25 protein-coding genes and 1 riboswitch are annotated in these 23038 nt (G+C 36.0%); of the genes, 8 read left to right on the forward strand and 17 right to left on the reverse strand.

What is annotated here, in order from left to right; translation table 11 throughout:
* Positions 1–16 precede the first annotated feature (16 nt).
* From BK577_RS02250 to BK577_RS02270, 5 genes are all read right to left on the reverse strand, one after another.
* A complete protein-coding gene (locus BK577_RS02250) occupies positions 17–1717 on the reverse strand; it encodes a methyl-accepting chemotaxis protein (RefSeq protein ID WP_169908064.1) in 1701 nt (566 codons plus the stop codon).
* 154 nt (positions 1718–1871) lie between these two features.
* The gene (locus tag BK577_RS02255; protein WP_078431422.1) at positions 1872–2627 is read right to left on the reverse strand and encodes a PHP domain-containing protein; all 756 of its coding nucleotides are present in this window, start codon (positions 2625–2627) and stop codon (positions 1872–1874) included.
* An 18-nt stretch (positions 2628–2645) separates the two neighbouring features.
* Positions 2646–3467: an energy-coupling factor transporter transmembrane component T family protein gene (locus BK577_RS02260; RefSeq protein WP_078431423.1), complete on the reverse strand. Its 822-nt coding sequence runs from the start codon at positions 3465–3467 to the stop codon at positions 2646–2648.
* A complete protein-coding gene (locus tag BK577_RS02265; RefSeq protein WP_078431424.1) occupies positions 3446–5152 on the reverse strand; it encodes an ABC transporter ATP-binding protein in 1707 nt (568 codons plus the stop codon). The genes BK577_RS02260 and BK577_RS02265 overlap by 22 nt, the downstream gene beginning before the upstream one ends.
* Positions 5149–6006, reverse strand: coding sequence for a DUF8171 family membrane protein (locus BK577_RS02270; RefSeq protein ID WP_078431425.1), 858 nt, complete (start codon positions 6004–6006; stop codon positions 5149–5151). The genes BK577_RS02265 and BK577_RS02270 overlap by 4 nt, the downstream gene beginning before the upstream one ends.
* A 158-nt stretch (positions 6007–6164) precedes the next feature.
* Between BK577_RS02270 and BK577_RS02275 the strand changes: the two genes are divergently transcribed.
* A complete protein-coding gene (locus BK577_RS02275) occupies positions 6165–6980 on the forward strand; it encodes a MurR/RpiR family transcriptional regulator (RefSeq protein ID WP_169908065.1) in 816 nt (271 codons plus the stop codon).
* Positions 6981–7092: 112 nt separating this feature from the next.
* Here the strand turns inward: BK577_RS02275 and BK577_RS02280 are convergent, their stop codons facing one another.
* The 3 genes from BK577_RS02280 to BK577_RS02290 form a co-directional block, all read right to left on the reverse strand.
* Entirely contained in the window at positions 7093–7701 is a 609-nt protein-coding gene (locus tag BK577_RS02280; protein ID WP_078431427.1) for a DedA family protein, read from the reverse strand.
* Between the two features lie 43 nt (positions 7702–7744).
* Positions 7745–8701 (reverse strand): magnesium/cobalt transporter CorA, encoded by a 957-nt coding sequence (gene corA / locus BK577_RS02285; protein ID WP_078431428.1) that lies wholly within the window; start codon positions 8699–8701, stop codon positions 7745–7747.
* Positions 8702–8910: 209 nt separating this feature from the next.
* A complete protein-coding gene (locus BK577_RS02290; RefSeq protein ID WP_078431429.1) occupies positions 8911–10260 on the reverse strand; it encodes a hypothetical protein in 1350 nt (449 codons plus the stop codon).
* Positions 10261–10448: 188 nt separating this feature from the next.
* Between BK577_RS02290 and BK577_RS02295 the strand changes: the two genes are divergently transcribed.
* Positions 10449–11069, forward strand: a complete 621-nt coding sequence (locus BK577_RS02295) for a cupin domain-containing protein (RefSeq protein ID WP_078431430.1) — start codon at positions 10449–10451, stop codon at positions 11067–11069.
* A 40-nt stretch (positions 11070–11109) separates the two neighbouring features.
* Here BK577_RS02295 and BK577_RS02300 read toward each other — a convergent pair whose 3' ends face one another.
* The 3 genes from BK577_RS02300 to BK577_RS26565 form a co-directional block, all read right to left on the reverse strand.
* Positions 11110–11595, reverse strand: a complete 486-nt coding sequence (locus BK577_RS02300; RefSeq protein WP_078431431.1) for a nitroreductase family protein — start codon at positions 11593–11595, stop codon at positions 11110–11112.
* 36 nt (positions 11596–11631) lie between these two features.
* Positions 11632–12066 carry a MarR family winged helix-turn-helix transcriptional regulator gene (locus tag BK577_RS02305; protein WP_078431432.1) on the reverse strand — a complete coding sequence of 145 codons (435 nt, stop codon included), beginning with the start codon at positions 12064–12066 and terminating at the stop codon, positions 11632–11634.
* Between the two features lie 92 nt (positions 12067–12158).
* On the reverse strand, positions 12159–12293 hold the full coding sequence (locus BK577_RS26565) for a hypothetical protein (RefSeq protein WP_264144055.1): 135 nt from the start codon (positions 12291–12293) through the stop codon (positions 12159–12161).
* Between the two features lie 238 nt (positions 12294–12531).
* On the opposite strand from BK577_RS26565, the gene BK577_RS02310 reads away from it, so the two are divergent.
* A complete protein-coding gene (locus BK577_RS02310) occupies positions 12532–13287 on the forward strand; it encodes a DUF2087 domain-containing protein (RefSeq protein WP_078431433.1) in 756 nt (251 codons plus the stop codon).
* A gap of 22 nt (positions 13288–13309) precedes the next feature.
* Positions 13310–13660 (forward strand): GIY-YIG nuclease family protein, encoded by a 351-nt coding sequence (locus tag BK577_RS02315; protein WP_078431434.1) that lies wholly within the window; start codon positions 13310–13312, stop codon positions 13658–13660.
* A 202-nt stretch (positions 13661–13862) separates the two neighbouring features.
* Here the strand turns inward: BK577_RS02315 and BK577_RS02320 are convergent, their stop codons facing one another.
* From BK577_RS02320 to BK577_RS02330, 3 genes are all read right to left on the reverse strand, one after another.
* Positions 13863–14297, reverse strand: coding sequence for an SRPBCC domain-containing protein (locus tag BK577_RS02320; RefSeq protein ID WP_078431435.1), 435 nt, complete (start codon positions 14295–14297; stop codon positions 13863–13865).
* Between the two features lie 71 nt (positions 14298–14368).
* The gene (locus BK577_RS02325; RefSeq protein WP_078431436.1) at positions 14369–14875 is read right to left on the reverse strand and encodes a DUF1648 domain-containing protein; all 507 of its coding nucleotides are present in this window, start codon (positions 14873–14875) and stop codon (positions 14369–14371) included.
* Positions 14876–15121: 246 nt separating this feature from the next.
* A complete protein-coding gene (locus BK577_RS02330) occupies positions 15122–16132 on the reverse strand; it encodes a DUF3231 family protein (RefSeq protein WP_078431437.1) in 1011 nt (336 codons plus the stop codon).
* Between the two features lie 150 nt (positions 16133–16282).
* Here BK577_RS02330 and BK577_RS02335 point away from each other — a divergent pair, with 150 nt between their 5' ends.
* Both BK577_RS02335 and BK577_RS02340 read left to right on the forward strand, forming a co-directional pair.
* Complete coding sequence (locus BK577_RS02335; protein ID WP_169908066.1) at positions 16283–17482, forward strand: NAD(P)/FAD-dependent oxidoreductase; 1200 nt, start codon at positions 16283–16285, stop codon at positions 17480–17482.
* Positions 17483–17616: 134 nt separating this feature from the next.
* A complete protein-coding gene (locus BK577_RS02340; RefSeq protein WP_078431439.1) occupies positions 17617–17805 on the forward strand; it encodes a DUF4177 domain-containing protein in 189 nt (62 codons plus the stop codon).
* Between the two features lie 3 nt (positions 17806–17808).
* Here BK577_RS02340 and BK577_RS02345 read toward each other — a convergent pair whose 3' ends face one another.
* On the reverse strand, positions 17809–18369 hold the full coding sequence (locus BK577_RS02345; RefSeq protein WP_078431440.1) for a GNAT family N-acetyltransferase: 561 nt from the start codon (positions 18367–18369) through the stop codon (positions 17809–17811).
* A 247-nt stretch (positions 18370–18616) separates the two neighbouring features.
* On the opposite strand from BK577_RS02345, the gene BK577_RS02350 reads away from it, so the two are divergent.
* Positions 18617–19927 carry a uracil/xanthine transporter gene (locus BK577_RS02350; protein ID WP_078431441.1) on the forward strand — a complete coding sequence of 437 codons (1311 nt, stop codon included), beginning with the start codon at positions 18617–18619 and terminating at the stop codon, positions 19925–19927.
* A 67-nt stretch (positions 19928–19994) separates the two neighbouring features.
* On the opposite strand, the gene BK577_RS02355 is transcribed toward BK577_RS02350, so the two are convergent.
* Together BK577_RS02355 and BK577_RS02360 are read right to left on the reverse strand one after the other, a co-directional pair.
* Positions 19995–20645 (reverse strand): FusB/FusC family EF-G-binding protein, encoded by a 651-nt coding sequence (locus BK577_RS02355; RefSeq protein WP_078431442.1) that lies wholly within the window; start codon positions 20643–20645, stop codon positions 19995–19997.
* 144 nt (positions 20646–20789) lie between these two features.
* Positions 20790–21059, reverse strand: a complete 270-nt coding sequence (locus tag BK577_RS02360; RefSeq protein WP_078431443.1) for a CD3324 family protein — start codon at positions 21057–21059, stop codon at positions 20790–20792.
* 302 nt (positions 21060–21361) lie between these two features.
* Positions 21362–21461, forward strand: a riboswitch (purine riboswitch).
* Between the two features lie 62 nt (positions 21462–21523).
* Here BK577_RS02360 and BK577_RS02365 point away from each other — a divergent pair.
* The gene (locus tag BK577_RS02365; RefSeq protein WP_078431444.1) at positions 21524–22723 is read left to right on the forward strand and encodes an MFS transporter; all 1200 of its coding nucleotides are present in this window, start codon (positions 21524–21526) and stop codon (positions 22721–22723) included.
* The last annotated feature ends 315 nt before the right edge of the window (positions 22724–23038 follow it).

The raw sequence follows: 23038 nt of genomic DNA on the forward strand, positions 1-23038 counted from the left end.
CCTGTCCCCTCGTACATTAAGATGAAAATGTTTTTAATAATGCGTTTAGTTCTTCGGATAGTGTTGCTAGTTGGTTTGCGCTTCCAGCGATTTCTTCCATTGAAGTGCTTGTCTGCTGTATGGATGCTGCTGTTTGTTCAATTCCTGCAGCTGATTCTTCAGAAATTGACGCAATGTCTTCGATTGAATTACTCATTTTTCCACAGTCCTGGTCGATTTCAACTAATCTTATCGCTACTCCTTGAATTTTATCAACAACCTCTGAAATCGCGTGGTGCATTTCATCAAACGTTTTTCCTGTTGTTTGGATATCCTCAGTCCCTTTTTCCACTTCACTATATCCCTCTTCAAGTGATGTCACAACATTATCTGATTCCAATTGAATGTTGTGAACAATTCCGGTAATATCTGTGATGGAAAGAGATACTTGTTCCGCTAACTTACGTACTTCACTTGCTACAACAGCAAAACCCTTTCCATGCTCACCAGCTCTTGCCGCTTCGATTGCTGCGTTTAATGCAAGGAGGTTCGTTTGCTCAGCTATTGATTGAATAACCCCGACAAGCTTTGAAATTTCCTTTGATTGCTGATCTAAGTTTTTCACTTTTTCAACAGAACCTTTTACAATATTGTTGATTTTCTTCATCTGTTCAATTGACGAATTCATTAACTGTTGCCCTTCTTCTGTTAAGGATTGAACAGACACTGCTGAAAACACAATCGTTTCACCAAATGAGTTGGACTCTTTTATTTTTTCACCAAATGTACTCATTGTTTCAGCAAGCTCAGAAGAGGCATTTGCTTGTGACTCAGACCCAAGTGATAGTTCCTGCATAGTAGCTGCAACCTGGATACCGCTTTCCTTTACTTCATGAGATGACTGCATCAATTCTTCACTTTGCATGGAAACTGTTTCAGAAACGTTCGTAATTCGTTTCATCATGTCACGTAAATTCAAAAGCATCGTATTCATTACTGTACTTAGCTGGCCAAGCTCATCTTTACTAGTATAAGTACTAGCTTCAACAGATAAATTACCAATGGATATTTCATTTGCCATATGAATGACATTGTTTAATGATTTTTGAATCATGCGATTGATCACAATTGCAATGGTAACTCCCAAGATTATTGCAATACCGATAGAAATAAATAAAACAAGTATAGATCTGCTGATACTATCCTTTGTTTCCTTAAGTGCATCTTGATGAGAATTATTAATCAACTCTCGCAATTCCCCTAAGTACCTTACAGCTTCATTACTTAATGACTGAGTAAAAACTCGATTCGTATTAATATTCTCGGTATTTCCAGCAGCCACATCTTTCACGATTTCCTCTAAAAATACGTCATTCATTTTACTATCAGTATTTTGGATATAAGTAAATAGTTTTTCCTCATCCTTTGTATCAATAGAAGAAATGAGTTCTTCTTGAAGAGCATTGAACTCTTTACGCTTTTCTTCAAAAGCAGTTGCAAACTTTTCTTCCGGTGAATTAATATAATCCGCTATCAAAATGTTTTTCTCTCTAAATATAGCCATCATTTCTGTTGTCTTAATCGCCCGATCTCCTCTTATCTCAAGCGCTGACAATTGGTCTTGAACATTTTGCATTTCGTAAAAAATAATAAACGAAGATACAATAAAGAGAATAAAAGAAAAAATAAGTGCTAGACTATACTTCCAACCTAGCTTTAAATTCCTAAAAAGTTTCATAAAACTGCCTCCATACATATAAATAATCCTACTATATTACTATCGGCTAAATTGTAAGCACTTAAATAGATATCTAAAATTTTATCAGACATTTTCGTGGTACAGGGGGACAGGTACCTTGACCCAATAAAAAACAGGACAAATTACTGTCCTGTTAAACCGCCATAAGCTGCTTTATTAACTTTTTTGTTAGTGAGGCAGATCGTACACGTAGGTGTAGATCCGGTGAGATATGAATAGTGAAAACATTGTCTTTAATTGCCCTTTTCACTTCATTTATTGTATTGTAGTGACCATAGAATTCATTTACTATTGAGCCGTATTGAAGGAATTGGTGAGTATCACTTCCTCCTACTATCGGCAATTCCAGTTCTTCAGCGAATCCATAAACATATTTTTGATTTTCTTCAATTCCGATTGAATGAAGATCTTTACCGTTTAAATCAAGGGCATCCAATCGTTTCAGCTGAAATGGCTTGTGCTGGGTAAGCGGTGTACTTGGTCGGAATGGATGTCCTCCTATTTTAATTGTTTCAAAGGATTCTGCAAGGTCCATTAGATCTGAAAAAGGGATAAAATTCTCTTCGTCCAGATGGTATTTCAGTTTATGATAGATGGCTAAAATGGATTCACGGCGACTGATTAGCAAAATGTGGCCAACTTCCTTTACATCGACTTCAATTCCAGGGAAAATCTTCAATCCATTTACATCATAGTAATCATTTATATAGGGATAGTGAGCGTCTAAAAAGTCATATACCTCAAGGAAATTCAACGTATTAAAATGCTCTGTTAAGGCAATTGCATCAAGACCGGCTTCTTTAGCCTCCCTTGTCATTTCCCGAAAGTATCCCGGATCAAAGTTTGATTTTTTTGATATTTTGATATGAGTATGAAAGTCCATTTTCATTAATAAACCCCTCCATTTTTATTTATAAAGATTACCTGCTACCATGAGAACGATGATATAAAAAATACTTGTGGTGAGAAATAGAACATCATTCCGTCCAATGCTTAGGGATTGAAGCTTTAGTTTTTTCACTGCAGGATTAGTAAAAGCATTTTTACTGCCTTTTGTTTCAAGCGCTTCAACAGTTGTCCTTGCTCGTTTAGCCGTGCTTAAAAGCAACGGGTAGAAGGACATCACCGCCAATTTGATGAAATAACTTGCTGTCCTCCAATAGAATACTCCTTTTTTCTCAGGTGCTCTTCCCCTTAATCTGTATGACATAAACACATGGTTGTATTCTTCTAATAACAAAGGAAGCATTCGATAACCATATGAAATTGAAAAGGAAACTTGACCTGGTACGCCAATACTTAACAGGCCCACACTTAATTTTTCAGGACTCATAGAGCAAAATACCGTTATGCTGGCAAGCGAAATGACAGCCAGCTTTACTGTTAACATTAATAATGGCAATAGGACAGCCGTATCTCCTCCAAAGAAAAGAGATGCAATGAGTAAATAACCGCCTTGCCCGAGTAAACCCAGAATTAAAATAAAGAGGATTAACCTGCTTACTTTTGTCAAAATCGTTGTTATTATCGTGACAGTTAACAAACCGAATAAAACAATTTCATTATGAATAAACCAAGGGGCGATCCCAAAAAATCCGTACCACATAAATAATATTCGCGGATCCAGTTTCGCAATAAATGTCTGATCGTTTGCATACGCTGTATTCATCAATTCGATTTTCACTTGTTCAACACTTAACTTATCAATCATGCTTTTTGCATATTCCATCTTGTTTCCTCCTGATATCGTTCCACAAATGAACCAATAGAATAAGCAGCAGGTGAAAGCTGCAGCCTGTGGCTAAGTTCAACAATTTGCGGGGGTACAATGCCTGCTTTTCTCATTAAAAACAGATCGGAAAACAATCCTTCCTTGTCACCATCATAGATCACTTGTCCATCATGCATGACAACAACACGTGTCGCCCACTCGCTAACTAATTGCATATCATGTGTGGCGATCATGACCAATTCCGTGTGGTGGTCCAACATATGAATAAATTGGACAAGCTGTTTCCGTGTAGCAATATCAAGGTTTGCCGTTGGTTCATCTAGTAGAATAATAGCCGGATCCATCGCCGCTCCGATTGCAAGCGAAGCACGCCGTTGTTGCCCTCCGCTCATGAGACGGCTGTCTTTATTCTGCAAGTCCGACAAGTTAAACAGCTCGAGAATATGATCAACTCTTTCTTTATACCCTTTTCGATTGCGGGCTTTTAAGAAAAAATCAACATCCTTACGAACAGAATCCTCAATAAACATTTGCTCAGGATTTTGGTAAATATATGTCACGATATCCGCTAACTGCTCAGGTGAATGTTTTGACGTCAAATGCCCCATCACATTTACGGTTCCTGAAGCAGGCTTGCGAAAACCCGTTAAAAGCCGCATTAATGTTGACTTTCCAGCTCCATTATTTCCAACAAGAGCTACTTTATCTCCCTTATAGAAAGTGACATTAATATTTTTTAAAATATGATGAAATGATCGGTCAACCGTCTTATAAGAGAATTCAACATCATGAAATGATACTGCTTCTTCCCTTTTTCCTAAAGGGGCAGATGGATAACATAAAGTATCATTAGAAAAAAATTTATCAGTAAAATAATTTTCAGCTTCTGCCAATGTAATTGGAAGAGCAGAAGAGCCACTAAGTTCAATTGCTGCTTGTGTCACCTGAGGAGGATAAATATTTCGCTCCATTAAATCTTCCACAGCTGTAAGTGCCTTTTTGACTGACCTCTTCCATATAGCTTGCCCTTTGTCTACCAACAAAACAGTTGAACAATAGTCAGCAATAAACTCTGTATGATGTTCGATAACAATAATCGTTTTTCCATGTTCTTCATGAAGCTTTTTTAGAATCTCGTACATTTTTTTTGCATGATGCGGATCTAATTGTGCAATTGGTTCATCAAGTACTAGAATATCGGGACTAAGAGCTAGACAGCCGGCAAGTGCAAGTAAATGCTTTTGACCACCGCTGAGTTGCCACACAAATTCCTGTTCACAATCCTCAAGTTCTACTAACCGGAGAGCTTCCCGAGCACGTTCCTTATAGTCTGCATATCCGAAATTAAGTGGAGCAAACGCCGCATCTTCAAGCACTCTCGCCTGAACTAGCTGGTTTTCGAAATCCTGATACACATAGCCAACATGTGCTGAAAGGTCGGCAACAGTACTTGTTGCTACATCCAACCCATTGATCATCGCCTTACCTTCAAAATCCCCTGTGTAATAATGAGGAATTAAGCCGTTCAACAACTTGCATAATGTGGATTTTCCACTCCCATTTCCTCCGATAATGGCTAAAAACTCTCCTTGTTCTACCGTCACATTCATATTCCGTAATATTGCTTCTTCTTCACTTGGATATGTAAAGGTGACATTTTCAATGCTAATGACAGGTTTCATGCTGCATTTTTCCTTTCTTTTTTGGAACGGGAAATAGTCATATACAATATTAGTGATGCAACAACCCCTGCTACTCCAATACTTATCCATGTTAATGTTGCTTCAGAGTCTTCAGCAAACGAAGCTTCCCATTCAAACACATTTAAGTCTGTTTCAGATAAAAATTCAAACCCAAATGCAGAAAATGCAAGAATGACCGATAAAATAACAAGTTTTGGATGCAGAATTCCACGATTGGAGTGTGCATTTTCACGAGTCCTCGGCTTCATCCCGAGCAGTGGTTCAATTTTCCCGTATAAACGTGGAACAAGATACAAAGTAGGTAATAAAGCAAATAAAATCCCGGAAAATAAGATATCATTTAAAAAGGCAAAACCTTCAACAATAACAACACTTTCTGCAAGTCCCGGAAGTACTTCAAAGTCATCAACACCTATCCAAACCTTCCCTATATCAACCATCATGCTAATTAACTGATGAATTATGACTCCCGAAATCGCCGCAATACCTACTTGGCGCTTGCTTGTCGGATCACTTACCATAATCCCCGCAATATACATTGCCAAAGAAAAGGCAATGAATTTTTCAAGCTCTCCAAAACCACCAAATTGACCGAGCATTAATTCACCAAAAATCACTTCACCTAATGCTGCACCTACAGCTGCGTACAATGGATGGAACAAGATACAAAGAGTTAGAGGAATAAAAGCAAAATACTCAATAGAGAATTCAACAGGACCTAAATAAACGGATGGGACTAGTTCTGTAATCATGTTTGATAAGCCGTAAAGAGACATGGATAAGATAAAAACCATCATTTTTTGAGACTGTGTTAATGTGTACTGTTTTTTCATGGTATTCCCTCCTTTAGTTATTTCCTCTTTATTTTAAGAAGGGAATTTAAACCTGTGATGGTGTTCATGTAAAGCTTGTGTAAAATTATTATCATTTTCTTTCATTTTGATATTTTTTTATCAAAAGATGCTAGCATAATAGAAAAAGGAGGATGCTAATGTTTGAGTTACATGCACTTTCACAAAGTCAACTAAAAATTGGCCGTTGGATTCTCCATAATGAATCAACTGTGATGATCGCAACTGAAAAAGATATTGCACAAGCAGTGGGAGTATCTGTTGCATCCGTATCACGTTTTTGGAAAACCATTGGATATGAGAATTTAAAAGATTACAAACAAAAATTAAAGGAAAAGCGCGACATAACTCCTGCAAAAAAGATATTAAAAACCGTGATTGACTTGGAGTACACAGACGTTCAAAGTCATCATTTAAATCGCAGTATCCATCATCTTCAATCAACATTGAACCATTTTCAGAGAGAGCAGTTTGAGGAAGCAATCAACATCATTCGTAAAGCAAAATGCCTGTTTATCTATGCTCCCGGTCCTTCTCTTAGTCTTGGAGAGCTTTTAACCTATCGGCTTAGACGCTACGGAATAGATGTAAAATTGATCAAATGGATGGGAAGCGAGATATTGGAGGAACTCATTCACATTAATAATCAAAGTGCAGTATTACTATTCAGCTTTAGCCGATTATTAAAAGAAGCCGAGGTTCTTTTAAAACATACAAAAGATACAAGGTGTAGCACGATCGTAATAAGTGATGAATTCATGCTCGATGCTCCCTATCCTGTTGATGTGTTTTTGTATGCAGACCGTGGAGAAAAAGATGAATTCCACTCTATGATTGCACCGCTTTTTTTAATAGAAAACTTAATAGTGGAAATAGGTAAAATAGAAGACTCCATGATTCATATGGAGTTACTAGATAAGATGCGAAAACTATACAAGGAGGATCTTCCGAGGTGAATAGAGGTTTTTGGAGGAGGTCCTTAATTTCTTAGCAAAAAAAGGAGTGACCTAAAAGTCCAATATACCAGACATTTTTAGCGTCACTCCTACTATTTTATTACCGGCAGAATCACTTCTTTTTTCTAGTTTTAATAAAGAAAATAACAAAAGCAATCGCAAGTAAAGCCAAAATGACATACACGACATCAGAGTAAATATCCATTTTTTCAACAATTGCTTCCCATGATCCCCCAACCGATGCACCCAGGTATACTAAGACAATATTCCAAATAAGGGTTCCAAATGTTGTTAAAACAAAAAATAACCCCATCTTCATATTAGACATCCCGGCAGGAATCGAAATCAGACTGCGAATTAATGGGACAAACCGACAAAAGAAAACTGTCCAAGGTCCATACTTATCAAACCAGGCATCAGCTTTGTGGATATCTTTCTTTGTCAAACGTAGAATATGGCCCCATTTTTCTACGATTTTATCTAGTCTTTCAACATCAAGCTGTAACCCGATAAAATATAGCACACCAGCCCCTATGACAGAACCGATTGTTGAGGCAATGACAACTCCCGTTATTGATAGATTCGTCGTAGTGGTCATGAAACCGCCAAAAGTTAAAATTACTTCTGAGGGAATTGGAGGAAAAATATTTTCTAAAGCAATTAGTAACATAATCCCTACATAACCGTAATTCTCCATAACTGACATTAACCAATTTTCCATAATTTCTCCTTATCATTTTAACAATTTTTAATACTATTCCTAGTTACTTAAACCAGCCTTTGCTTTTGAACCACAAAAACATTAAAATTCCTATCACTACCATTAAGCCCAATGATAAAAAGTAGCCATATTTCCATGTTAACTCAGGCATGTTCTCAAAATTCATACCGTAAATTCCTGCGATAAATGTTAACGGGGCAAAGATGGAGGTAATAATTGTAAGAACCTTCATGACATTATTTGTTTGATGTGAGTTTAATGAGAGATAACTGTCCCGTATGTCGGCTGTTACTTCTCTATTTGACATAACCATTTCTGATAGCTTCAAAAGATGGTCATAAATATCGGAAAAATACTCTCTTCTTTCTCTTATCCCATGTAAGTGATGAGAATTTAACATGCGGTAGAGTAAATCACGCATTGGATGCACACTGTGTCTTAAGTTTAACAGCATATGTCTTGTATCAAATAACTCATTCATTAACACAGTCATCGATTTGTTTTGTGTATTGTCTTCAATTTTGTCCAGCCGGTCTTCTATTTTATAAATAAGTGGGAAATAATTATCCACAATCTTGTCTAAAATTTGATAGAACACATAAAAGCTGTCCCATTTCTCCATATTTTTTTGCCCTAATAATCTGTCCCAGACCTGAGCTACTTCTTTCGACGGCATACGATGAAAGGTCACAATAAATTTTTCACCTACAAAGAAGTCAATTTCCTCTTTGTAAATTTCATTGTCTTGTTCTCTGACTATATGTGTGACATAAAAGCTATGATCATCATAATAATCCAGCTTTGGACGCTGAAGGACTTGAATACAATCTTCAATCGCCAGTGGGTGGAAACGGAATGTGTAAGCAAGATGCTTGATCTCATCATCACTAGGTTCATGAAAATCTACCCAAAACCACTTATACAGATCTAAATCTGCGTCATGTATCGAGAGATTCTTTTCTATTTGATTGTCATATGTAATCCCAACTACATTTATCATAAAAAGCACCTGCTTCATACTTTTTCAAGAAACATATCCTCATTTCCGGCAAACAACTCTTCTAAAGAAAATATTGTAACAAAAATCTACCCTCAATGAAATGGTAGGTAGGAACGGTTTCTTATTCCTGTTTAATAATAGCACAGAAACGGGGGGACAGGTACCATGTCCCAGCGCTTCGCTGGGACGAGGTACCTGTCCCCCTGTCCTTATGGTATGACATATCCATTTATTGCACATATAGTAATGATGGAGATATTCGTTGGGTCTGTTAGATCATCTACCAGGAAGACTAAACAGTCACAGACGTTTAGAACATATAGGTTTTCTGTGGGGTCTGTTTGACCAGCGATGAATAGATTTACAGCAAGACCGAATTTCGCTGCAGCCTCTAGATCTCCACTGATCTCATGTTTACATTTATTTAATTTTTTCCCACATTCACAAACATCATGATCATTTTTAGTTCCACAGCTATAAGCATATTCAATGAGGGCATTGAAAAACTCTTCTGTTGAAGCAGTGTTACTTACACTAATACCAGATATATTTCCTAGTGGGATTGTAGTTCTTGGATTCGGTTCTACCTGATCGCTATCTTTAAATGTTACCGTTTTACAATGGTCGATAAACGTAATCTCTTGATCTTCAACTGGGTTAGCCGCTATCGGGAAGGTTAGTAAAATATTAACTCCGTTATCTTCACTTGAAGCTTGCAGTATTTGCACTTTCCTCAGCAAAGAACATAATGAACACTTACAGCATGTTTCACAATGATCTTTTTCATCACATTTCTTTTTCTCCTGATGATGGTTTTCTTTGCATGAACCACACATAACATCACTTTGGCAATTTGTTGTTAAATTGACTGTCACTCCGCTTACATTCGTATCAATTCGTTGTGTATTATTTAGTGGTGATATATTTGTATGTCCACGAATAATTTGATCTCCTAAAGTTTGATCTCCATGTGACTGCTCTTGTGTTTGTTCTCCAAGTGTTTGTTCTTGATTTCCATGTGATTGTGTTTGATTCTGGTCTTGGTTGCCTAGTGTTTGTTGTTGATCTTGATCGCCATGCGATTGTGCCTGATTTTGCTCTTGATCTCCTTGTGCCTGGCCTCCTTGATCTCCATGTGTTTGATAAAGGTTCTGCTCCTGCTGTTGGTCTCCGAGGGACTGACTTTGCTGTGAATCACCTATTGTTAAAACTTGCTCCTGATCTCCAATGGTCTGATTCTGCTCCTGATCTCCCTGAGCTTGCCCTCCCTGGTCTCCATGCGACTGCCAAAGTGTTTGTTCTTGGCTTCCTTGTTCTTGTCCTCCTTGATCTCCATGTGATTGACAAACAATTTGTTCCTTTCTGCAATCCTTGCAACCTGGTGGACATTTATGAGGTTCCGGACATTTAGGCCGCAACATTTCATGACAACTTGCACGAAATTTTGACTTTTTACGCTTGCATTCATCTTTCGGGTTACATTTACTGCATTTATGACATTCATCACAACGTTCATCATGGTTACATGAATCGTGCTTTACATTCTCCTTTTCCTCCATTATGCACACTCCATTACTTTAATTAATGCCTATTACTTTTTATGTAAAAAAACGAGGAGTGTCCTTCATTTCAGAAAAATAGTCTACTGCCTACCTCCAAAACAATCCTTAAAAATACGGAAGTGCACCTATTATCCAGTTTTAACATAAATTGGGTAGAACATTAAAAAAAGAGGAGGAAGAAAAGAATGGCCTTAAATTCACAAACAGCACAATTCACCTATGATTTAAATAAAAGTCCGCTTATGAAAAAAGATAAAAACAATTACATTAACATTTTAGGTGTCCAGCAATTAAACACACTTAAAAACGTTTCACTACTAGATATTTACCTTAGTGCTAATAATGTGGTTGAACCACACTATCATCAGAATGCGGCTGAACTTGTTTATTGTATTTCCGGTGCAGCGGTTGTCTCCATATTGAATCCAAATACGAAACAAATTCAAAACTTCCCAATTATACCTGGTCAAGTAGCCAATGTCCCAAAAGCATGGTGGCATTATGAAGTAGCTACGGTAGACAACACTCACTTGCTTGCTATTTTTGATGCAGATACTCCGGAAGTTATTCTAGGTTCAGATCTATTAAAATTAACGCCTTCAAATATTATGGCTCACACATACTGTATGGATGAATCAAAATGGAAAGAGGCAATCAAACCTGTTACACCATCCACTTTCATCGGTCCTACTAAAGATTGTAAAAAGCAACAAAATCGTTCCCACAGATCTTCACAATATCAAAATCAACATGATTGGAACTATTCACAGCAGCAGTATTATTCGTACTTTCCATACCATTATTAGGGATAAGTATTAAAAAGGACGAGATTATCCCTCGTCCTTTTTATGGTAAGTATTTAATTTTCTCTTGAATTGGTTTTCTGTCTTTTGGAGCATTAATTTCCTCCGGATATCCGACACCGAGTACTCCAACTACATCATATTCTTCTGAAACACCTAGTATTTCACGATTTTTTTGAGCGTTTCCAACCGATGACCAGAATGTTCCTACTCCTTCTTCCCATGCAGCTAAATTAAAATTTTGAACAAAACATGCTGTAGTGATCAAGTTTTCATATGTTTCGATATCTGTTGCACCATGTTTAGATAATACGGCAAGAACAACAGGTGCACCAAAAAAGTCTGCTTTATGATTCAATTTAGCTCTTGTTTCTTCTCCAATAACTAGCACTTCCCAAGGTTCTGTCATTTTATGATTGGGTGCCATAGTACCGGCTTGAAGCCATTTGTTTAATAGCTCTTTATCAATAGAATCAGATTTAAAGTTTTTGATATTACGACGGGAATGAATAGTTTCAAGTATTTTCAAGAAAAAGCCCTCCTATTTGGAAAATCATTTATTTTCCTAGTGATTAAGATTGTATGTCATTTTCTTTAAGATGTTCACGAGTATTTCTTGTTCCTCTGAAGTAAGCTGATTAAACGGACCTGCCAGCAACTCTATTTGAGCATCTTTCATTTTCATAATAGAATCTTTTCCTGTATCTGTTAAGGTCACTACCTTTGTTCTAGCGTCTTGTTGGTTCGGTTCCCGAGAAACCATACCAGCTAATTCCAGGCGATCAATCATTTGAGACATGGAACTGGAACGAACTTCCAACTGCTCTGCAAGCTGGCCAATAGAACAACTACCGTGTTTCCAAAGGAAGCGAAGAATGATCCACTGTGTCTTCGTCATCTCTGTTGCTTTATGATTACTTCTCTGATTTCGCTTCATAGATCGGCCAATCGCTTGAAAACAATCCACGAACTGTTCCAACTGCTGGTCACGCGATTTCATCAATCTTCACCTCACAATTAAATTATATAGCGATCCTAAATATTAGTCAATGTGAGTAAAGTATCTTTATAACAATTTATACGCAGTCTTTTTCATTCTTTATTTTTTATTTCCTCCAACAATGATATTACTTTTTCATTTTGTTCTATTAAAATATCGTTTTGCCTTCTCAGCCTTGTGAAATCAAATAAGAATACGATTAAAATAATAATAATCATGATCACCATAATAGTGCGGTCCCCCTACTTTTTAGATTAAATCCTATTTTATATACCATGATTATAACTATAGCAAGGTCTCCTTTTTATACAACCTTCCAGTTAAAAATACTTCTTATTCATAAACAAAAGTATAAAACGTCCATCATTTTGTTTGACATCAAATAAACAATTTAATATTATGTTTATATAAACAACAAACGAAATATAATTATGTTTATATACAAACGTTAGGAAGTGTATGAATATGGAAACATCCGGTATATTTTGGGAAGCAACCCTTGAAGATCTGAAACAGGGATACATCGAAACTAAAGACTCTTATACTTGCTTGTTATGTGAGAAAAAAATCGAAAAAGGGATTGTTTATCCTTATGAAGATAGACTTTACGAAGCAGAAAGATTTATGAGGATCCATATTGAAAGCACTCATAATAGTGTTTTTGATTATTTAATTGGAATGGATAAAAAACTAACAGGTCTAACCGAACATCAAAAGCGGCTTTTACAGCTTTTTTATCAAGGGAAAAGTGACAAAGACATTCAATATGAACTAAACATTGGAAGCACCTCTACCATTCGCCAGCACCGATTTGCTTTAAAAGAAAAGGAACGACAAGCGAAGACATTTTTAGCAATGATGGAGTTATTAAAAGAAAAGGATGAATTTGCTCCTGCTTTTTTACCCGTCCATAAAACAGCCACAATGGTAGATGACAGGTACAATACTACTCAAGATGAACAAGAAAAAATAATAAACAAATACTTTCCTGCAGGGACACGCAAGGCCTTGAGTAAATTCCCTCCAAAAGAAAAACAAAGACTTGTTGTGCTTAGAGAAATTGCCGGAGCATTAAAGTCAGAACATATCTACAATGAAAAAGAGCTCAATCAAACGTTAAAAGGCTATTATGAAGATTATGCTCTGATCAGAAGATATTTAATTGAATACGGTTTTATTGACCGTAAATCAGATGGAAGTCAGTATTGGGTTAGAAAATAAGGAGAACAAGGAGGAAAACATCATGGACCGTAAAAAAGAATTGAAACATCAATATAAAGAAATCCCCATTGAAGCAGGTGTTTATCAAATTAAAAATGAAAAAAATAACAAAATCTTTATTGGTAGTACAAGAAACTTTAAAAATTTAAATGGGAAAAAATTCATGTTAGAAACAAATGGTTTCGTTCCTAACAAACAACTACAAAAAGAATGGAATGAATTTGGGAAAGATGCCTTCTCATTTACTATTTTAGAAAAACTAAAAAAGAAAGACGAACCTTATTTTAATGAAAAGGAGGCTTTAGCCCTTCTTGAGGAAAAATGGCTGGAACAAACTCAGCCATATGGAGAGAATGGTTATCATAAAAAGTAAATGTTTTTTAGTGGCATTAGGACTTGGCAATAAACCAAGTCCTAATGTAATGAATTGACTATCTATTTATGTGCTCCTAACCCAACCAATCATTTACATAGGCTAAGATTCCAAAGTTGCACCTATTACAGCACCAATAAAAGCAAACATTTATGTCTTTAATTTGTCTTTAGGATTATCGATAAAATCCACACTTCCTTTTTCAATTTTCAGCTAACTGCTTAATGACTTGCTTGGATTTTTGAGCAAATTCCACTGAAGCATCATAATACATTTGACCATTACTAAGTAGGGAAAAGTCACCAATTTCAAATTTGAGCAGGGTCTGGTTTCCCATTTCTTCTAATTGATAACGGTAAGCCACATCACCTTCGTTCGGTTTGACTTCCCATCTCGAAACAAATAACGAAATAATGAGCTCCTTCCCTACCTCTGCTTTAATGATGGTTGTAATGGATTTCCCTCCATCAGGCAGCTCCCAAACGACCTGGCTTCCCTCAGTCATATCTTCATTAGGATAATCTTCTGGTAACTCATCCCACTGTGCAACATATTTTGGTTTTGTTAGAATTCCCCAGACTTTTGAAGGTGTTGCGTTAATCATAATTTCATCTTTCACGATTAATTGTTTTGTCATTGTGAGTGCCCCCTAAATTCATATTTTTATAACTTTTCTTTTAAGATTAAAAATTTGTGAAAGCAGCCTTTTTATTTAATTTTTCTTTGTTTCATTACTCCTATTATAATAGGAATTCCCGTACCTAAAATAGTTAATGGCAAAAACCATTTGCTAAAGCCAGTTCCCCAGCCTAAAGCTATAGATGCTGATTCATATATAATAAGAGCAAAAAGGATTAAGCAAATATTTTTCAGTTGATTTACTAGTTTTCGACTTAGTAAATAAAACTTTTCTGCGTTGGATTCATTTAACCGCGCAGGATAATTATGCACTTCTGGATATTTTTCAATTAGCTGCAGGAAGACTAGTAAAAATGCCCCGATAATAGGTAAAATCAAAAATTCCCACTTTGATCCCCAACGATTAACTTCACCAATAGCATTATAATGTGCAGGAACTTCATCAGGAAGCATGTTCCAAACAACCATTAAGAAGATTAGTGACCCTAAATACAAAGCATATCCAATAACATCCCAAGTCCATTCACTTTTTGTTTTCTTTATGTGAATTTTGGGCCGTTTCCAAGAAGTTGACACAGTCCTTCCTCCCCTATTGTGTTAATTCCATATACGAACTTCCCCCTCAACAAGTTTCACTGAAAACATATGTAAAAAATATTATTTTATTGCTCTTCATTCATTTAATTAAAAATAGCGCTAATCCCCTTTCCTTGGATAGCGCACCTTGTCACGAACTTTTTATTTCAACATCATTAAATAATTACAATTTCCTAATTCATCATAATTATTCAAAATATCCAATGATAGTGTTCCAACTTCCTCTTATCTCTTTGTCAAATCATTTCGATTTTCTATCATTGGAGGTTCTTCCATCCAACCATTTTTCAACATAAGTTTTCCACCTTGCTTTGCAAAATCCAGAATATCTTTCGAAAGGAGGATCATTTTAGAAGGTAAATCTGTACGTAAACTAAAGGCTCCTCCCAGTGCATTACTTCCAAGTCCGAATGTGGTTAACAGGCTGGTAATATACAGCATTATTTTATCTGAAAATGGGGCAACAGTTGAATCGGTAGCTTTTCCGGCATAAGTTGCAGGAGGTTCTATAAAGTCTTGACGCAAAAATTCGCCTAAGGATGTTTCAACTTTCTTTGAAAGCTCCATACCTTTTATAAAATGTTCTCTTACCTGTTGATTGTTTGCTACTTGAGCAAACCCAATCATTAATTGCATTCCTGTTAGGTTTGTCTCTATCGCATGATGGATAAGAGAAATTTCGATCGTATTTAAAGACCTTTCATTACTAAACCAGTTTATTCCCGTCATATATTTTTTGTCATTTACATACTTCACTTCTTTTGGCATGGAAACATAAGGCGGCCGCGAAAGAACTCCTGCTTCTAAAAGGCTCTGTGTTGTTTGATCGTATGTTTCTTGTGCTTCAGCTGTTAATCTTTTATAAAATTGTCTAATATCTTGACGATAAGACATCGTGGAATAAAGTGCATAAAGATTAGTGTCTATCTTGGCCATCATATGTAAATACATGAGGTCGTACATAAAATTAAAAAGTTTTGGAACACCTTTATTCACATCTTCATCAGTAAAGCCATTTGGAATGACTGCGCCTTCCTCTTGAAAAATGGATGTGACTACCTCAACACTTTTGCCTGCACGTTCATAATATTGTTGTAAAAGATTCTTAGTTCCCTCATTATCAGCGTGTTCAAGAAAATATTCAAGAAATCTCATAATCATTGTTTTTTCTTGATATGTCATCCACAAGTTTCCTAATTCTGAAGATGTAATTGGTATTCGAGCTGAACTAGTCACCCAAAACGCCCCCTGTCCCTATTTTTCTTTTAACTTTCCCAAATTAATGAAATTTATTAACTTATTATGCATGTCGGAAAAATAAAAATTAATGTTCTTCTCTAACTAGAAACGGGTATTAGTCTTTTATATCTATGAGGAGGCATGAAAATGGAATTACATAATGGGAATTTATATTGGCGGGAGACGTTTAGCAACATATCAAATTATCCAAAACTTAATGACGTGATGACTTGTGATGTTTTAATTGTAGGCGGTGGAATGTCAGGTGCTTTATGTGCCCATACTTTATCAAAACTTCCTATCAAGACTGTATTAGTTGAAAAGGAAACCGTTGGTAGTGGAAGTTCAGCCGCTAACACTGGTTTACTACAATATGCAAATGACAAGATGCTCCATGAATTTATTGAAAAGCTAGGGGAAGAAAGGGCGGTTCGCTTTTATAAACTTTGTTTGAAGGCAGTAGACGAACTACAGGTAATAGCAAATGAACTTACTGAGCCTGTTGATTTTGTACGCAGAGATAGCCTGTATTATGCTAGTTCTGAAGAAGATATCCCAAAGCTACAAAAAGAATTTGACGCGCTCAAGAAGCATCAATTTGACGTTGACTTTTTAGATAAAAATGAAATAAAAAAAGTCTACTCTTTTGAAAAACCTGCTGCTTTATTAACCAAAGGTGATGCAGAAGTAAACCCATTTAAATTTATTCACAGCATTTTTAAAAATGCACATCAACAAGGTGTTGAAATCTATGAGCAGACAGACTTGGAGGAAGCCGGATCAGATGAGGAATTTATGTATTTTCAATCAGAGACCGGAAAAATAGCTGCAAAAAAAGTAATTTATTCTACCGGCTATGAATCAATTCCATTTGCTAAAAAATTAGGAGGGAAAATAAACCGTACATATGCGATTGCTACAACTCCCTTACCTTCCTTTCCAAATTGGATGGAAAACTGCTTAATATGGGAAACAAAACGCCCTTATTTTTACATGCGGACAACAAAGGACGGTAGAATTATTGCAGGGGGACTAGATGAAAACAAGAATGAAGTTCCATCTAGTAACTACACAATAGAAAAATATGGTGAATTACTGCTTCAAAAAATAAAAGAGCATTTTCCTGATTATCAAATTGATGTTGCTTATTCATGGGGAGCCACATTTGGTGAGTCAGTTGACGGATTGCCGTTTATCGGGCCGCTTCCGGAAAACGATAAGGTTTTTTACTGCCTTGGGTATGGAGGAAATGGGACAGTTTATAGCATGATTGGAGCAAAAATGATAAAAGACTTAATCTTATATCAATCAAATCCCGATGCGGAGATCGTGCGTCTTGACCGTTAAATCCAAAGATCAGAAAAGCACTTTATTTTTGATCAAACCAGTAGTAAACCTTATTCCATTTACTGATTAACTGAAACTTTCATTGTTCTCATCCGTATATTGATATATAGACAAATATATCGGAGGTCTTCATTATGTACGAATATAAATTTGTAAAAGTTGATCTTAGTAACTGGAATAGAAAGCCGAAAGAAGATTATCAAGATATCATACTCAACCACGCCAAGGATGGATGGCGATTTGTGCAAATATTCGCTCCTGCTACGGCTGGGTATGGTTCTGCTTCTTATTTTGAAATTATTTTCGAAAAACCCCTTAGTTAGTTTCTAAGTATTTGTTTCAGGCATTTTAAATCTACCCATTAAAACTGTATGATAATATTTCCCGTCCGAGAGAATTTTGTCGTTTTTTAAAATCCCCTCCACCGTGAATCCATATTTTTCATACAGTTTTATCGCCTTTTGATTTGTTTCAAGAACACTCAAATTTATTTTTTTAATACCGTTTGAATCAGCCCAAAAAATTGATTCTTTTATCAGATTTTGTCCGATACCATAGCCCCAGTAATCCTTTAATACACATACGCCAAATTCTACTTTATGTGAAGTTCTTTTTAATTGATTTCCCTCACATCTTGAGAACCCAACAATCTCTCCATTTATTTCTGCAATTAAAAAGAGGTTTCTTTCAGATGCTGTATCCTCTTTAATGACCTGTATAAATCCTGCTTCATCTAGATATGCTTCGCCTTTTTCTCTGTCCATATTTTCTGTTTCTCCATCAATCTTCACACGAACTTCAGATAGGCTTTTAGCATCTTTTTCTTCTGCAGATCTTATAATGTATTTGACATCAAATCTAAAAAACTCTTTATCTTTTATTTTCATTCCGACACCTCAATTCCTATCCAAAGTATAGCAAATTTGCATATTTAACCTATAGCAGGTCATATATGATATTCCATTTTTGCATATAAATCACGAACCTATTGCGCTATTTTAAATATACCATAATCATCCATGAATTTTTTCTTCCAGCAACAGAACCTTTCCCTTTTCATTTATTAGAGGTAAAATAATATTGTTTTGTTGAAATAATTTATAAATCCAGGATGAAAAGAAGGACGGGTATGAAATGAAAAATCTATCATCATCTGCAACAATCTTTGCATCCTTGCAATGGTTGTTTTTTATCTTTGCCAATACGATTGTTGTACCTATTTCGATTGGGACAGCATTTGATCTGCCTTATAGTGAAATCTCTATGATTCTTCGAAGCTCCCTTGTTTTCACTGGTATTGCTTGTTTATTACAAGGATTGATCGGACATCGATATCCATTAATGGAAGGACATTCCGGTATTATGTGGGGCTTGATGCTTAATTTATGTGTGATTGCCTCTTCCACTGGAACAAGTCTTCAAACGATCGGTGGCGGGATCGCAAGTGGTTTGCTGCTTGCCGGTATTGTTGTCCTTATTTTAGGCTCATTAAAACTTATTTCTTATATCCAAAAAGTGTTTACACCAATGGTCATGAGTGTCTACTTGTTTTTATTAACCTTTCAATTAATTCTCATTTTCTTCAAAGGAATGCTAAAGTTTACTCCTGACGGAAAATTGGATATTCCGGTTAGTTTATTTTCACTTGGTGTTGTTTTACTAGTATGTTTAATTAAAATCAAAGGCAAGGCAGTTATTAGTAATTTTGCTATATTGATCGGGATTGTTGTTGGCTGGATTTTTTATATGATTTTATTTCCAGCGGAGCAAAGCACGATCTCACAATCGACCGGCTTGGGGTTACACCTATTTCCACTGGGTACACCAAATTTGAATATTGGGATTATCGCCATCACATTTCTGGCAAGCTTTATCAATTTAAGTAATACGATTGCATCAGTGTCAACGGCCTCAACTATGTTTAATGATACGTTTTCACAAAGTCGTTTGGATCGGTCTTATTTACTTAATGGCGCATATTCGATCGTATCAGCATTATTTGGTTTAGTTCCTTATGCACCATTTGCCTCTTCGATTGGGTTTTTAGAAAGCACCCGAATCTTTCAACTTCGCCCATATTTGATTGGCGGAGGATTAATGGTTTTATTAGGTAGTGTTCCATTCTTGGGAGGCTTGCTGGCTACATTACCTGTTACAGTAGGTAATGCCGTTCTGTTTGTCGCTTATTTTCAATTGTTCGGAACTTCATTAAGAAGCATTCATAATCAATCATTTAACTCGATTACGATTCATCGCCTTGCTATTCCTGTCTTAGTTGGGGTCTGCATAATGAATATGGACGCAGACACTTTCAATACATTACCAAGCTTAATCCAACCTTTAGTTTCAAATGGATTTATCATGGGCGTATTATTGTCTATTCTTTTAGAAATGTTTGTGAAATGGGAAAAAGGAAAGGTTCAAATGAATGAGGTCGAGGTTTAAATCTAAAAGCAGGTACATACTCTTGTACCTGCTTTTACTATATAGCGCTTTAATAGATGCGAGCCGATCACTTAGCTAACGCTTCTCTTAATACAGTAGTTAAATACTCAACATTCGTTATTTTTTTATTACATTCATTACTATCCGTACAAATCAGATTGCCGATGGACTTATAATAATCGGGATTTTTAGATTTTTTGGCTTTTGTTTTAGTAGAAAAATAGGTTACCTCACCTATAGATTGACAAATCGAACAATAATTAGCTTTACTTGTCGGAGTAACTTTACATTCAATACCAATCATTTTCCCATCCAGCTCATAAACAATAAATTTTTTATTTAATCCCAGATCGGTCCAGCTCAAATATGTCAGTTTGCTATGGTCGATTGTTGATAAATCCGGCAACTTTAATTTCTTATTCTTGGGAAACATCTTTTTCAAATGCTGCTCTGTGATTTTCGGAAAAGGCAGCACATAGGACGATAAATGTTGGATATACTGCTCATATTCAACGTCAGTTCTTAAGGTGGATATATCCAGCATTTCAAGTTGTTCTTCTGTTGCATGTGGCATATTGTCTATAATTTTAGCATTAGCTAAGTCTATTTCAGCTAGCAAAACACTTTTGGGTACATTTCTTTTGGAAATATCCTTTATCAATGCAATCTGTTTTTTTATAAAGTTCAATTGCTCATTTTTTATAAATTTTTCGTTCATCACGTAACTCTCCTGTTCATTTGCTGACGTCTTTTTATCATTATTTTAAAGAATATCGTCAGCTTATAAAATGGAGAAAACGACTTAGTACTGTTTTATACCTAAAAAGCACTGATGAAAAAGAATTCTCACCAGTGCTTTTTTCTACGTTTTATGTGAATAGACAATTTTCTTGATCGTTTCGGTTGAAAGGTAATATTCATTCGCTAATTGCTCAATACTCTTTCCACCTGCAAAGGAATTTTTTATGGCGGTATTACGATGATCAAGCATTTGTCTCCCGCCACTTAAGCTTCCCCATTTTCGATGCTCTGTTTCCTGCTTAGGAATATAAAGGGTTTCCCCTTGGATATATTTTTGGATCTCCACGATCAGTTTCTCTGGTAAAACTTTGGTAGCATTAATATATTTCACTTTAGCCCGCTCCCTTATTTTAGTTTTCTTTCAAATAAGGTGCAAAGCCAAGTTATTAGAAAAGCTTGTTCAGCGATAAAAATAAATATTTCACCCCATGCAAAGTATCGCCTTTCCAATAATAGGCTTTGCATGAGTGGAAGAAGTCCCGGACAATCTTTCGTGATTCTCCATCTAGTAACACCCCCTTTATAAGCAAATTATACGGAATTTCATATTGGATATCAAAAGCATCAGAAAATTCATAAGGAGTTAGCCCTTGAAAAATCATTTAAAATCTAGTAAACTCTTCAAAGTATGATCGAAATTAAATAATTGATACCTGTATAACCTCTGGAATATGGCTGGAGGGTCTCTACCAGGAACCTTAAAATCCTGATTACAGAAAATGAAAAATTCGTTTTCTGTAATCAGGATTTTTTTTATTTCTGAAAAATATATAACAGAAGGGATGAAAAAATACAATGAACATAAAAGTTTTTATTCTTGCCTTATCAACCATCGCAGTTGGACTGGTTGAATTAATCGTAGGAGGAATACTGCCTACGATTGCAAATGATTTTAGTATCTCATTAAGTACTGCTGGTCAACTTATATCTGTTTTTGCTCTTATCTATGCGGTTGCCGGACCTGTATTGCTTGTCTTAACCAGTAAAATTGAGCGAAAAAAATTATATCTAGCATCTTTGTTTGTTTTCTTCATTGGGAATATCATGACCTATTTTAGCCCTAATTTTACTTTTATGATGATTGCTAGAGTTTTGACTGCCATGAGTACAGCACTTATTGTCGTCCTGTCATTAACAATTGCAGCCAAGATTGTGGCTCCATCACATCGGGCAAAAGCTTTGGGGCTCATCTATATGGGAATTAGTTCATCACTTGTAATGGGTGTACCGCTTGGAATCCTCATTTCCAATACTTTTGGCTGGCGTGTCATTTTCCTTGGGATTGCCCTATTATCCATTGGCTCCATCATTCTAATCTCTATTTTTCTAGAGCGAATTCCGGGAGAAAATGCGGTTCCTCTTTCACAGCAAATCAAAGCCGTTGCAAGCACGAAAATAGGCAGCGCACACCTTGCAACGATGTTTATGTTAGCAGGACATTATACAATTTACGCCTATTTCACTCCATTTTTGGAATCGGAACTTCATCTCAATTCTAATCTGATCAGTATTTGTTATTTACTATTTGGGATTGCGGCAGTAAGTGGAGGTGCATTTGGGGGAATTCTTTCAGATTCGATCGGCGCGCAAAAAAGCATTATCGTTGTGATTAGTTCGTTTGCTTTCATTTTATTCTTATTACCATTTACGACATTTTCACTGATCTTATTTATCCCGATCATGATGGTATGGGCAGCATTAAGTTGGAGTTTGGCACCACCTCAACAAAGCTATTTAATTCAAACAGATCCTGCTACATCCGACATTCAGCAAAGCTTTAATAATTCCGCCTTACAAATAGGTATTGCAGTCGGATCAGCATTTGGCGGTTTTGTACTAAGTGAAACCGGATCAGTTTCCAACACTGCATGGTTCGGAGGAGTCATCGTCATCATCTCGTTGCTATGTGCCGTGTATTCTATAACAAGAAAAAAGATTGTAAGAGATAATGCGATTTCACTTTCACAAAGAGATCACTCACATACTCAGGCTTAAAGGATAGATTTTGAGATTGGGATGTTCTTTCTGGTTGACGATGAAAGACTTTCGTCATGCCATTCAAGGGGGAATTGTCTTTCATATTAGTGATGAAAGACATCCACCGTACGGGTCAAGCGGAAATTGTCTTTCATTTAAGACATGAAGAACATAACTCGTTTGACTCATGAGCGTAATGTCTTCCATGCATTTCATAAAGTACATGAAAGACATTGTTGGCAAGATCTATGTTTCAATAGTCCGTCATCTACCCAATCAATGAAACAAACCGCCGCCCATTGTGAAGATTCATATAATTATAGATTAGAAAAA

It is taken from the genome of Metabacillus halosaccharovorans, assembly GCF_002019635.1.
Taxonomy (GTDB): domain Bacteria; phylum Bacillota; class Bacilli; order Bacillales; family Bacillaceae; genus Metabacillus; species Metabacillus halosaccharovorans.